Annotated in this window: 12 protein-coding genes; 8 read left to right on the top strand and 4 right to left on the bottom strand. The window is 64.5% G+C overall.

Annotated elements, in window-relative coordinates; genetic code table 11:
- Positions 1 to 462 (top strand): acyl-CoA thioesterase, encoded by a 462-nt coding sequence (locus J1C48_RS05335; protein WP_231081609.1) that lies wholly within the window; start codon positions 1 to 3, stop codon positions 460 to 462.
- The gene (locus J1C48_RS05330) at positions 459 to 680 is read left to right on the top strand and encodes a SlyX family protein (RefSeq protein ID WP_207256755.1); all 222 of its coding nucleotides are present in this window, start codon (positions 459 to 461) and stop codon (positions 678 to 680) included. The genes J1C48_RS05335 and J1C48_RS05330 overlap by 4 nt, the downstream gene beginning before the upstream one ends.
- A 37-nt stretch (positions 681 to 717) precedes the next feature.
- Here the strand turns inward: J1C48_RS05330 and J1C48_RS05325 are convergent, their stop codons facing one another.
- The gene (locus tag J1C48_RS05325; protein WP_207256754.1) at positions 718 to 1170 is read right to left on the bottom strand and encodes a DNA polymerase III subunit chi; all 453 of its coding nucleotides are present in this window, start codon (positions 1168 to 1170) and stop codon (positions 718 to 720) included.
- A gap of 26 nt (positions 1171 to 1196) precedes the next feature.
- A complete protein-coding gene (locus J1C48_RS05320) occupies positions 1197 to 2705 on the bottom strand; it encodes a leucyl aminopeptidase (protein ID WP_207256753.1) in 1509 nt (502 codons plus the stop codon).
- A 488-nt stretch (positions 2706 to 3193) separates the two neighbouring features.
- On the opposite strand from J1C48_RS05320, the gene J1C48_RS05315 reads away from it, so the two are divergent.
- The 6 genes from J1C48_RS05315 (at position 3194) to rsmA (ending at position 11157) form a co-directional block, all read left to right on the top strand.
- Positions 3194 to 4393, top strand: a complete 1200-nt coding sequence (locus J1C48_RS05315) for an LptF/LptG family permease (protein ID WP_207256752.1) — start codon at positions 3194 to 3196, stop codon at positions 4391 to 4393.
- Positions 4390 to 5469 carry an LPS export ABC transporter permease LptG gene (gene lptG / locus J1C48_RS05310; RefSeq protein WP_207256751.1) on the top strand — a complete coding sequence of 360 codons (1080 nt, stop codon included), beginning with the start codon at positions 4390 to 4392 and terminating at the stop codon, positions 5467 to 5469. Before J1C48_RS05315 ends, lptG begins: the two co-directional genes overlap by 4 nt.
- A gap of 105 nt (positions 5470 to 5574) precedes the next feature.
- Positions 5575 to 7953 (top strand): LPS-assembly protein LptD, encoded by a 2379-nt coding sequence (locus J1C48_RS05305; protein ID WP_231081610.1) that lies wholly within the window; start codon positions 5575 to 5577, stop codon positions 7951 to 7953.
- Positions 7954 to 8324: 371 nt separating this feature from the next.
- On the top strand, positions 8325 to 9272 hold the full coding sequence (locus J1C48_RS05300) for a SurA N-terminal domain-containing protein (protein WP_231081611.1): 948 nt from the start codon (positions 8325 to 8327) through the stop codon (positions 9270 to 9272).
- Complete coding sequence (gene pdxA / locus J1C48_RS05295) at positions 9269 to 10330, top strand: 4-hydroxythreonine-4-phosphate dehydrogenase PdxA (protein ID WP_207256749.1); 1062 nt, start codon at positions 9269 to 9271, stop codon at positions 10328 to 10330. The genes J1C48_RS05300 and pdxA overlap by 4 nt, the downstream gene beginning before the upstream one ends.
- Positions 10330 to 11157: a 16S rRNA (adenine(1518)-N(6)/adenine(1519)-N(6))-dimethyltransferase RsmA gene (gene rsmA / locus J1C48_RS05290; protein ID WP_207256748.1), complete on the top strand. Its 828-nt coding sequence runs from the start codon at positions 10330 to 10332 to the stop codon at positions 11155 to 11157. The genes pdxA and rsmA overlap by 1 nt, the downstream gene beginning before the upstream one ends.
- A 255-nt stretch (positions 11158 to 11412) precedes the next feature.
- Here the strand turns inward: rsmA and gmk are convergent, their stop codons facing one another.
- A complete protein-coding gene (gene gmk / locus J1C48_RS05285) occupies positions 11413 to 12078 on the bottom strand; it encodes a guanylate kinase (RefSeq protein ID WP_207256747.1) in 666 nt (221 codons plus the stop codon).
- The gene (locus J1C48_RS05280) at positions 12075 to 12962 is read right to left on the bottom strand and encodes a YicC/YloC family endoribonuclease (protein WP_207256746.1); all 888 of its coding nucleotides are present in this window, start codon (positions 12960 to 12962) and stop codon (positions 12075 to 12077) included. The genes gmk and J1C48_RS05280 overlap by 4 nt, the downstream gene beginning before the upstream one ends.
- Positions 12963 to 13009 lie beyond the last annotated feature (47 nt).

Genomic DNA, 13009 nt, shown 5'->3' with positions numbered 1-13009 from the left:
GTGACGCGGACGCCTCCACCGGCGACACAGGCCCGGCCCGCGCCGGCCCGGCGCGCAAAATTTCGCCAGTTTCGCACCCTCACCACCCGCTGGGCCGACAACGACGTCTACGGTCATATGAACAACGTCGTGCATTATGGGCTGTTCGACAGTGCGGTGAACGGCTGGCTGATCGAGCAGGGCCTGCTCGATTTGAAGGCGAGCCCGGAAATCGGACTCGTGGTCGAGACCTCCTGCCGCTACCATGGCGAACTGGCTTTTCCCGATCTCGTTACGGCAGGAATCGGGATCAGCCGGCTCGGCCGCTCTTCGGTCCGCTACGAGATCGCCCTGTTTCGCGGCGACAGTGACACCGCGGCGGCCGAAGGGTTCTTCGTCCACGTCTATGTCGACCGGCAAACCCGCAAACCGGTGGCGATCGGGCCGAAGATGCGATCGAAATTCGAGGAGATGTTACTATGAGCGAGCCGAAGGACGGCGAGGCGAGCCGGATCGAGGATCTCGAGGTGATGGTCGCCCATCAGGCTCGCATCATCGAGGAACTATCGGAGGAATTGACCCGCGCCTTCCGGATGATCGAGCGGCTGCAGCACCTCGGCCAAGCGCTCGGCGAGCGTTTGGGGGCAGTCGAGGAGGTGGCGTTGCCCAAACCCGAAGCGACCAAGCCGCCGCATTACTGATCCCGGTCCAGTGACCCCGGCCGCTGAAACACGGCGATCAGGCCTTCTTCACCCAGCGGCCTTCCTCGGTCTGCTGCCAATAGGTGACGGCGTGACCGGCGGCCTTTTCGGCCGTCCAGCGGGCGCGGGCGGTGTCGAGCTGATCGGTGTCGTGACCGTCGAAGAGATAGACCGCCCGGACATAGTCGGCGAGCGATCGCGGCACCGCCCCGTCGACCAGGAACCGCACCTGCGGATCATTCGCCCGCTGGGCCGGATCGACGGTGAGGAGGATCGGCTGCAGCGCTCCCGAACTCTCCCGGTCGCTGCCATGGGGCAAAAAACTGTCCTCGCGATAGGTCCAAAGGTGGTTGTCGAGCGCGTCGCGCCGCTCTTCGCTCGAACATTGCACGACGACCCGCCAGCCACGCGCCAGCGACTTCTCCAGGAGGTCCGGAAGTGCCTGTTCCAGCCGGCTTTCGGTCAGATGGTAGAACAGGACTTCCGTCATTCCCCTCGATCCTTCGTGCCTTCAGATCAGGCCGACTGATAGTGATCGGCCACCAGCCGGTCGAGCAACCGCACGCCGAAGCCCGAAGCCCAGGACTGGTTGTATTCGTTGGCGGGTGAGCCCATCGCGGTTCCGGCGATGTCGAGATGCGCCCAGGGCACGTCGTTGACGAAGCGCTGGAGGAACTGCGCGGCGGTGATCGAGCCGGCCGCCCGGCCGCCGCCGATATTCTTGATGTCGGCGAACTTACCCTCGATCATCTTGTCGTATTCGCGCCCGAGCGGCAGCCGCCAGACCTTCTCGCCGCTGACCTTGCCGGCCGCCGACAGCTGCTCGGCGAGCGTGTCGTCATTGGAGAACAACCCGGCATGGTGATTGCCGAGTGCGACGATGACGGCGCCGGTGAGCGTCGCCAGATTGATCATGAATTTCGGTTTGAAGCGCTCCTGGCAGTACCAGAGCGCGTCGGCCAGCACGAGCCGGCCCTCGGCGTCGGTGTTGAGCACTTCGATGGTGGTGCCGGACATCGCGGTGACGATGTCGCCGGGGCGTTGAGCGTTGCCGTCGACGGCGTTTTCGACGAGACCGACGATGCCGATGGCGTTGACCTTCGCCGAGCGCTTGGCGAGCGCGTGCATCAGGCCGGCCACGGCCGCCGCGCCGCCCATATCGCCCTTCATCTCGTCCATCGAGGCGGCGGGCTTGATCGAGATGCCGCCGGTATCGAAGACGACGCCCTTGCCGACGAAGGCCACCGGCTGCTCATCGTCACCCGCGCCGTTCCAGCGCATGATGGCGAGCCGCGGCGGCCGGGGGGAACCCTGCGCGACACCGAGCAGCGCGTTCATCTTCAGCGCCTGCAATTTGCTCTCGTCGAGAATCTCGACGTCGACGCCAAGCGTCGACAGCTCTTCGATCCGCTTGGCGAACTCGACCGGGCCGAGAATATTGGCCGGTTCGTTGACGAGATCGCGGGCGAGCATGGTGCCGCTGGCGATCGCGTTCTCGACGGCATAGGCGGCGCGGGCTCCATCGGGGTCGGCGAGTGCGAAGGTCAGGGTCGACGGCGCGTCCGTTTCGGTCTCGGCCTCTTCGCCGGATTTCGACGATTTGGTTTTGTAGAGATCGAATTCATAGGCCCGCAGGACCGCGCCGCTCGCCATGCGCGCGGCGTCGGCCGGCGCGATCGCCGAACCGTCTGGCCATTCGGCGCGAATCGTCACCCGGCCGGCGCCTTTGGACTTGGCCAAGACGAGGCCACCAAGTTTCAAATGATCTTCCTCGCTGCGCGGCTCCTTGGCATGGGTGCCGATCACCAGCAGCCGATCGGCCTCGACGTCCTGCGGCGCGATGAGGTCGAGGATGGCGAGCGCCTTGCCCTTGAATTTCGCGATGCCGGCCGCCTTGGCCACGGCCTTTTTCAGCCCCTCCGGCAGATGCGGCGACACCGATCCCCCCTCGCCGGCCAGAACGACCAGGATGTCGCCGGCAGACCCGCTGGGCGAGGCAAATTCGATGGTGGGAAGCGTGGCCATGATGTCTCCTGATTCGATCGCAGGCTTATGAACCGAGTCGTTCCTGCGTGCATGCCGATAAGCCAACGCCGATCCGCAGAACCGCTCCACCGGCCCGCGTCAGCGTCAAAAGCTGACGGGGAATTTGAATGACAAGCTGAGATTTGCAAGGGCCGCAAGCGGCCATCGCCGTTAACCATTCCGCTTCGCCGTTCTTTAGCCAAACTGCGGCAGTCTTTCCACGATACGGGTCAGCCTTATCCTTTGCAGGCTTGGTCAGGCAGGAGGATGACGGCATTCGAACGAGCGCCACGCACAACGGCGATAGAGCGCCAATCTCTGGGCGCAGTGATCGGGCGCTTCTCGACAAGCCGGCTCGCGGCGGCTATTGCCTGCGCAACCTTGCCCAAGTCTCGCGCCAGGCCGCAATTTCGCGCGCGGCATTGTTTCCGCCCGTCGGCGCTGATCTGTGAGGGAACCCGCCTGTTGACCGACGGACGCCCACCGCGATGACGCTCCTCGAACGCTATGTCTTTCGGCGCGCTTTGGCCAACGCCCTGGGTGCCCTCGCCTCGCTGGTGCTGATCGTCTGGATCGTCCAGGCGCTGTCGCGGATCGATATCGTCAAGTCGACGGCCTCAGCCGCCGGCAATGTCTTCTGGATCGCGCTGATGCTGTTGCCGGACCTGGCCGCCGGCATCGTGCCCTTCGCCGTCCTGATCGGCGCCGTTCAGGCGCTGAATTCGCTCAACGCCGATTCCGAACGCTCGGTAATGGCCGCCGCCGGCGCCTCGCCCAAGGTCGTCGCCAAGCCGATCGTCATCCTCGGCGTACTCGGCGGCGTGGTGATTCTGCTCGTCGCCCATGTGATCGGCCCGGCCGCGTCACGCGGCTTCCGCTACGGTATTCGTGCGATCAACGCCGACACGATTACGCTGTTTCTCCAGCCCGGCCGCTTCGAGAAGGTGCAGAACGGCCTCGAATTGTCGATCGGCGCCGCGCGCGGCAACAACATCCAGAGCCTGTTCATCGCCGATTCGCGCGATCCGAATGTCGAGTTGGTGTATTTCGCCCGCGAGGCACGGATTTCCAAGCAGGATGGTCGCTCGCTGCTTTTGCTGAGCGATGGCCAGCTGCATCGCCGCGACAAGAAGGACGGCTCTGTCGCCGTCGTCCAGTTCCAGTCCTACGCCTTCGATCTCGCCGATCTGAAGCCGGCCAACACCGGTGACTGGATCCGCCCCTCCGAACGCTCGACGACCGATCTGATCTCGCCCAATCCGGCCGACAAATTGTATCGCGAGGATCCGGGAGCCCTCAGCTCCGAGCTGACCGACAGGATGACCAACTGGCTCTATGCGATCGCCTTCGCGCTTTGGGCCGTGGTGGTGGCAGCGCAACCGCGGACCAACCGCCAGGCCACCTCCGCGGCGATGACCCTCGGTCTCGTCGGCGGCCTCGGCTTGAAAGCGCTCGGCTTCGTCGCCCTCGCCCAGATCAAATCCGACGACAACACCGGCTGGACCTTGATCACCTACCTCCTGCCCTTGAGTGCCATTCTCCTCGACAGCTGGCTGATCGCTATCGACGCCGACCTCACCCAATGGCGGATCTACCGGCAATCGAGCGAGGGCCTGCAACGCTTCGGCGAGGCCATCGGCCGGCTGTTCGCGCCGCGGAAGCGGCAGAGGACGGAGGCCGGACAATGATCAACCGGACACTCAACCTCTATTTTCTAAGGCTCTATCTCACCTCGTTCTTTTCGACGCTTCTGGCGCTGTTTGCGCTGATCTTCCTGGTCGACATGATCGAGCTCAGTCGGCGCGGCCGCGTCGCCGTTCTCGGCTTCGAAAGCGCCGTCGCCTATTCGGCGATGCGCATTCCGACCTTCATGGAACAGGCGCTGCCCTTCATCATCCTGTTCGCCTCGATCTTCACCCTGCTCAATCTCAACCGCCGGCTTGAGCTGGTCGTGGCACGGGCCGCCGGCGTCTCGATCTGGCAGATCATCCTGCCCTTTGCGATCGGCTCGGTGATGCTCGGTCTTGCCGCGACCTTTCTCTACAATCCGCTGGCGGCCTGGACCAAGGCCCACGCGCAAAGCATCGAAACCAACGTCTTCGGCAATTCCTCGTCGAATTCCAACGAGGAGATCTGGCTGCGCCAAAATGCCAACGGCGTGCGCTCGATCATCGGCGGCGCGGCGGTGACCAAGGGCGGCACCGAACTCAGACAGGTCAGCGTCTTCCTGTTCGGGAACGACGGCGCGATCACCCAGCGAATCGACGCCGATCGGGCGACCTTGCAGAACGGCCAGTGGGTTCTGTCCAAGCCGCGGGTCACCCGCATCGGCTATCCGCCGTCTTACCCACAGGAATATCGCCTGCCGACAACGCTGAAACCGGCCTATATCGAACAACGGGTTGCCGATCCGCAGGCGATTTCGGTCTGGTCGCTGCCCTCGGAGATCAAGGTCGCCAGCAGTCTCGGCCTCAATCCAATGGCCTTCGCCATGCAGTTCGAGATGCTTCTGGCGCAGCCGGCGTTGTTTCTGGCCATGACCTTAGTGGCTGCGACCGTTGGGACACGGTTCTCAAGAACATCGCATCCAGGCCGGGCGATCGCGGCTGGAGTGCTGGCGGGCTTTACGCTCTACGTGATAACGTATTTGGCCAAGGCACTGGGGAGCAACGACATTGTTCCGCCGGTGGTGGCGGCATGGTTTCCAGTGCTGGCCGCGGGATCGTTGGGGGTAACGATTCTGCTCCATCAGGAGGATGGGTAGTCGATGATTTCGAGGGGGACGTTCGCCGCTGGACCGGTCGCGGCCTGGTTTTGGGTGCGAACAATTCTTCTTTTCGGAACAATGCTTTGCGGCTTGGTCGCGCCAATGGCGGCGCAGGCCCAGTTGGCCGTGCCCGGCACTGCGGCCTTCAAGCAGGACAAAGCCAAGCTGTTCCTGGAAGCAGACACGGTCACGTATGATCGCAACGGCGGCGGCGTCACCGCGTCGGGCGGCGTGCAGATCGACTACGGCAAATACAAGCTCGTCGCCCGCCGACTCATCTACAATCAGAAGACCCGTCGCCTGATCGCCGTCGGCGATGTTCAGCTGCAACAGCCGGACGGGAATCTGGTCTATGCCGACCAGATCGACGTCACCGATGACTTCCGGGACGGCTTCATCGAGGCGTTGCGCCTCGAAACCCCCGACAACACCCGTCTCGCCGCCGCCCAGGCGACCCGCCAGAACGGCACCGTCACCACCTTCGATCGCGGCGTCTACACCGCCTGCAAACCCTGCCGAGACCATCCCGAACGCCCGCCGCTCTGGCAGATCAAGGCGCGCAAGATCGTTTGGGACGAGAAGGAAAAGGTGATTCGCTATTACGGGGCCCGGTTCGAGCTGTTCGGGGCGCCGATCGCCTATCTGCCCTATTTCCAGTCGGCCGATCCGACGGTGAAGCGCCAGTCGGGCTTCCTCGCCCCGAGCTTCAAGAATTCAAGCGATCTCGGCTACGGCGTGCGCGTGCCGTATTTCATGGTGATCGACGACAGCAGCGACGTCACCGTCGCCGGGACCTACTACACCAAGCAGGGATTCCTCGGCGAAGCGGAATATCGCAAGGCCTTCGACAACGGCATGTTCACCTTGAACACGGCCGGCATCGTCCAGCAGGATCAAGACGCCTTCTCGCAGGACAAGGTCTACGAGAACGGTAATCTCGTCAGCGTCTCACCGGACTACGCCAACAAAGCGCGCGGCATGGTTTCGACGACTGGCCGTTTCGCGCTGTCCGACCGCTGGACCTTCGGCTGGGACGTTTTGCTGCAGAGCGACGAGAATTTCGCCGCCACCTACGATATTTCGGGCTATTCCAGCTCCGTCCACACCTCGGAGATCTATCTGACCGGCCTCGGCGATCAGAGTTTCTTCGATCTCAGAGCGCAAAAGTTCGATTACCAGTCGACGGACACGCGGCTGTCGAAGCAGCAGCCCTATGTGCTGCCCTCCTTCGACTATGAGCGGATCGAGCAGGAATCGCCGCTCGGCGGCGAGATCAAGTTCGATGCCAACCTCGCCTCGATCCACCGAAGTCGCGATTCGGTCACCCGGATCTGCAACACCTATCTGTCGAACGGCACCGATCCCGAGGACGATTGCGTCAGCCCGTTCGCCGGCTATCAGTTCAATCCGGACTATCTGCGCTACAACGGCCTCGACGGCAGCTACACCCGCGCCACCACATCGCTCGAATGGCGCAACAGCTACATTCTGCCCTCGGGCCTGGTGCTGACGCCGATCGCCTCGGTGCGCGGCGATCTCTACAGCGCCAACATGTCGAGCGACGGGTCGACCCTGCCGCTTTATGCCGGCGGCAGCCTCGTCAGCGCGGACTCCTTCGGCGCCATCGACATCGACAAGAATGGCGGTCGCGCCATGGCGACCGGCGCGCTCGAGGCGCGCTATCCATACGTCATCGAAACTGCCTACGGCACCCATGTGATCGAGCCGATCGCCCAGATCATCGTGCGGCCGAACGAGACCCAGATCGGGACACTGCCGAACGAGGACGCCCAGACGCTGGTGTTCAACACCGCCAATCTGTTCTCGCTCGACAAGTTCTCCGGCTACGATCGAATCGAGGGCGGCACCCGCGCCAATCTCGGCATTCGCTATGCCGGCACCTTCGAGGGCGGCTATTCGATCGACGCCGTGATCGGCCAGTCGTACCAACTCGCCGGCCTCAACTCCTACGCCCAACGCGATCTCAGCCTCGTCGGCTATGATTCGGGCCTGGAAACCGCCCGCTCGGACTACGTGACCTCCGTGTCGTTCAATGCACCGAACGGACTGTCGCTCGGCACGCAAGGGCGCTTCGACGAGAAGGATTTTTCGCTGCGCCGGGCCGATTTCTACGGCTCCTATGAGGGCAAGCGCGCCTCCGGCTATCTCTCCTACTCCTTCATCGCCGCCCAGCCGACCTATGGCTCGATCGAGGATCAGAACCAGATCAATGCCGGCGCCTCGCTGAAATTCGCCGAGAATTGGACCGCCTACGGCCTGATCGGCTACGACATCAAGAACAAGGCGGTGGTCAAGCAGGGCGTTGCTCTTGGCTGGGCAAACGACTGCTACTCGATGCTGTTGTCCTATGAGGACGAAAATTCGAGCTATTCGTCGAGTGGGGGGTCGAGCACGGTGATGTTCAAACTCGGCCTGCGGACCCTGACGAGCTTCAACGAGCCCTACGACATCGGGCTTTAGAGCATGATGCCGAAACGTTGCATGACGTTTCGAACGCCATCATGAGGCTCAACAAGACTTGGAGCGGAATGGCGATTCCGGTTCATCGCATTAAGCTCGAGCGCGCCGCGCGTCCGACAGGATGCGCAATGGACGCGCCCCGGATCAGGTCGACGCATCATGCTTTCGCCAAAGCGTTGATGTTGGTAGGACTGTGACGCCGTCTTGGATTCACGGACCCTGCCCTTTTGCGTGAAGGTCTCTTCTCTTGCGAAGGGAAGTCTTCTACACGAGGGTGACCCGTGGCCATTGTGCGGGGCGATCCTTGGCGTTCGCGGCCGATGGCCCGGTCGAGCGCCACAACACTCCAAAAGGGGGGAGTTCAAGCCTCGATGACCCTCATCAGATTGATGTCGGGACTGGCTGTCGTCGCAGCCCTTTCCGTTGCTCTTCCGAACGATCTGCCGCTGCGTCCGACGCCGGCGGCCGCCGCGACCTCGATCGCGATCGTCGTCAACAACCAGCCGATCACGACCTATCAGATCAGCGAGCGCGAAGCCTTTCTGCGGCTGCGGCGTGAAAAGGGCAATCTGCGCAAGAAAGCCGAAGACGAGCTGATCGACGATGCACTGAAGCAGCAGCAAGCCCGCCAGCTCGGCATTCAGATCCCCGATGACGCCGTCGAAGAGGCGTTCAAGAAGTTTGCCGCCAGCAACAAGCTGACCACCGCGCAGCTCACCCAGGTTCTCGCGCGCGCCGGCTTCTCGGCGCAAGGCTTCAAGGCGTACATCCACACCCAGATGAGCTGGGGCCAAGCTGTCCAGGCGAGTCTGCGCCACAGCGAAGCGGTCAGCGAGCAGGACGCCGTTCAGCGCATGCTGGAACAGGGCGGCAAGAAGCCGAAATCGACCGAATACACCTTGCAGCAGGTGATCTTCGTGGTGCCGAGCGACCAGCGTGGCGCGCTCTTGTCTCGGCGCAAGCGCGAAGCCGAGGGCATGCGCTCGCGCTTCCGCTCCTGCGCCAGCACCTATGACATCGCCAAGCAGCTGCGCGACGTCACGGTGCGCGACCTCGGCCGCGTGGTGCAGCCGGCGTTGCCGTCGATGTGGAAGGATGCGATCGAGAACACGCCGGTCGGCAGGACCACCCCGGTCAAGACCACCGATCGCGGCGTCGAGTTCATCGCTGTCTGCGACAGCCGCCAGGTCGACGACGATCAGACGGCCGCCATGGTCTTCCAGTCGCGTGAGCTGGCCAAGCTTGGCAAGGAAAAGTCCGGGCCGGACGCGAAACTCCTGGAAAAGCTGCGGAAGAGCGCCCGGATCATCCGCAAATGACGACAGCCGGCGGCGCCGCGACGCGGGAAGGGCCGCCGCTGGCGGTCTCGATCGGTGAGCCGTCGGGGGTGGGGCCGGACATTCTGCTTGCTCTTGCGGCCAAACGGGTGCCGGATCTGCCGGGCTTCTTCGTTCTTGCCGATCCTGACATGTTGGCCGCGCGCGCCGCGCGGCTTGGACTTGACGTACCGATCGCCCGCATCGCGGCGCCCGAGGAGGCGCCTGGCGCCTTCGCCACCGCCCTGCCGGTGCTGCCGCTCGCCAATCGGCATGACGAAGCGCCGGGAAGGCCCGATCCCGCCAATGGCGCCGGCACCATCGAGGCGATCGAGCGCGCCGTCGCATGCGCCCTCGACGGTCGCGCCAGCGCCGTCGTCACCGGGCCGATCGACAAGAAGGCGCTTTACGACGTCGGCTTTCGCCATCCCGGCCACACCGAATATCTCGCCGAACTCTGCGCCACACGAACCGGCGCACCGGTCACGCCCGTGATGCTGTTGACCGGACCGGATCTCGCCTGCGTCCCGGTCACCATCCACATCCCGATCCGCTCCGTGCCAGAGGCGCTGACGACCGATCTCATCGTCGCCACCTGCCGCATCACCGCGGCCGACTATCGCCAGCGCCTCGGCGTGCCGAAGCCGCGCCTCGCGGTTTCCGGTCTCAACCCGCATGCCGGCGAAAAGGGCGCGATCGGCAACGAGGACGAGGCGGTGATCGCCCCGGCGGTCGCGATGCTGCGCGCCGAGGGAATCGACGCCTTCGGCCCGCTGCCGGGCGATACGATGTTTCACCCGGAGGCACGGGCGGGCTTCGACGTCGCGATCTGCATGTATCACGATCAGGCGCTGATCCCGGCCAAGACCCTCGCCTTCGACGCCACCGTCAACGTCACGCTCGGCCTGCCGATCATCCGCACCTCGCCGGACCACGGCACCGCCGCGGCGATCGCCGGCACCGGCAAGGCGCGGCCGGATAGCTTTCGCGCGGCGATCGCCTTTGCCGAGCGGATGGCAAGACTGCGGGCCGAATCCGCTACCGTCGAGGCGACCGCCTGATGGCGTCGGCCGACGGACTGCCGCCGCTGCGGGCGGTCATCGAGACCCATGGTCTCGCGCCGAAAAAGAGCCTCGGCCAGAATTTCCTGCTCGATCTCAATCTCACCGGCCGGATCGCCCGCCAGGCGCTGCCGCTCGACGACGCCACCGTCGTCGAGATCGGTCCCGGCCCCGGCGGGCTCACCCGTGCCCTGCTCACCGAGGGCGCGAAGACAGTCATCGCGATCGAAAAGGATCCACGCTGCATCACCGCGCTGGAGGAGATCGCCGCCCATTATCCGGGCCGGCTTGCGGTCATCGCCGCCGATGCTCTGACCGTCGATCTTGCCGCCGTCGCCGGTGACGGGCCGATCAAGATCGTCGCCAACCTTCCCTATAATGTCGGCACGCAGCTGCTGCTCGGTTGGCTGACGCCCGCCGTCTGGCCGCCCGCCTGGGAAAGCCTGACGCTGATGTTCCAGAAGGAGGTCGCCGAGCGGATCGTCGCGGCGCCCGGCACCAGCCATTACGGCCGGCTTTCCGTTCTTGCTGGCTGGCGCAGCCGGGCGCGCATCCTGTTCGACGTCTCGCCCGCAGCCTTCACCCCGCCGCCCAAAGTGACGTCGGCGATCGTCCAGCTGATCCCGCGTGAAAATCCCGAGCCCGCGCCCCTTGCGGCGCTGGAAAACGTCACCGCCGCCGCCTTCGGCCAACGCCGCAAGATGCTGCGCCAAAGCCTCAAACGCCTCGGCGGCGAAGCCCTCCTCACCCGCGTCGGCATCGACCCGCAACGCCGTGCGGAAACGCTGTCCGTCGGCGAGTTCGTTCGGCTGGCGAATGCAATTTGAGAGGGACCAATCATCCCTCCTACCGATTTGCCCGGGCCGTCATTTGACCGGATGATGGGCGCGGCGATGAGCCATCGAGCCTATACCGGCGGCACCCCTGCGGAACTTTGGCCGACCGCATCATAGACACGGCTCGTACGGCCGATCTGAAGCGCGATCGTCCCGCGCGGTCATCTGCCGAGCCTCGTCAGGCAAAACACGGGCAAGATCCTGAAAAGCACGTCACAAGCCGAGGCGCGCCGCACCCCCCCGCCCTCACACCACCGTCTGCCCCAACAGCTCAGCGGTAAACGCCTCCAGCCCCGGGCGGCGGTCGCGTTTCAGGCGTTCGGCGGTGATGATCGCCTTCACCGCCTGGAAAGCGTTGTTGAGGTCGTCATTGACGACGACATAGTCATAGTCGCGCCAGCGCTCGATCTCGATCTTGGCGTTCTTCAGCCGCACGGCAATGGTCTCGGCGGAATCTTCGGCGCGGCGGTTGAGGCGGGTCTTCAGCTCCTCCATTGAGGGCGGCAGGATGAAGATCGAGACGACGTCGTGCTTGGCCTGCTGTTGCAGCTGCAGGGCGCCCTGATAGTCGATGTCGAAGAGCATGTCGCGGCCCTCCTGCATCGCCTTTTCGGCCGGCGCGCGCGGCGTGCCGTAGAAATTGCCGTGCACCTCGGCCCATTCGAGCAGGCCGTCGCCGGCCCGCAGCAGATCGAATTCGGCCTTTTCGACGAATTTATAATGCACCCCGTCGATCTCGCTGGTGCGCCGCTTGCGGGTGGTGACGCTGACCGACAGCGAAAAGCCGATATCGGATTCCAGGAGATTGCGGGCAATCGTCGACTTGCCCGCCCCCGACGGCGAGGACAGAACCAGCATGAGGCCGCGGCGGCTGATCGCCGGCGTCGAGCCGAGGTCGTTCGAGACGGTCATTCGATATTCTGAACCTGCTCGCGGAACTGGTCGACCACGATCTTCAGATCGAGGCCGATCGCGGTCAGCGAGGATGCGTTGGACTTCGAGCAAATCGTATTCGATTCGCGGTGGAATTCCTGTGACAGGAAATCAAGGCGCCGGCCGATGACGCCGCCCTCGGCAAGCAGCGCACGGGCGGCGACGACATGGGCGCGTAGCCGATCGATCTCCTCGCGAATGTCGGCCCGCGCGGCGATCAGCGCGGCTTCCTGATGGAGGCGCGCTTCGTCGAAATCGCTGTTGGCCTGGATGAGCGTCTGCACCTGGTCCTTGAGGCGGGCGCGAATGGCCTCGCTGGTGCGGGCAGGATCGTCATCGGCGCGATCGGTCAGCGCGGCAATCTCCTCCAGCCGAGTGCCAAGGACGTTTGCAAGCGCCGTGCCCTCGTCGCGGCGCACGACCTCCAGCCGGGCGACCGCCGCCTCAAAGCCGGCGATGATTGCCTGATCGCGGGCCTTGGCGCCGGTCTCGTCGAGGCTCTCCTCGGCGATGTCGATCAGCCCCTTGATGGCCAACAGCCCGTCGGCCGTCGGGGGCGCGGCGTGGCCATCGGCGACGAGCTTGCCGGACATGGCGAGGATCTGGGCGAGCATCTCCTCGTTGACGACAAGCGCCGGCGCCCCGGCCTCGCGCCGCCATTGCAGATTCGCCTGCACGTTGCCGCGCGAGACGACCGCCGCCATACGGCGGCGCAAATCGGCTTCGAGGTGGTCGAGGCCCTGGGGCAGGCGAAAGCGAACGTCGAGGGTCTTGCCGTTGACGGCGCGCAGTTCCCAGACGAAGGAGCCCGATTCGGTCTCGACGTCGGCGCGGGCAAAGCCCGTCATGCTCCTGACCGCCATTTCGCGCGCCTTTCGACCCCGTGATGCAACGCCAGACCGGCAGGGGG

It is taken from the genome of Jiella flava (assembly GCF_017349315.1).
GTDB lineage: Bacteria > Pseudomonadota > Alphaproteobacteria > Rhizobiales > Rhizobiaceae > Jiella > Jiella flava.
This window is presented reverse-complemented; position numbering and strand designations above follow the sequence as displayed.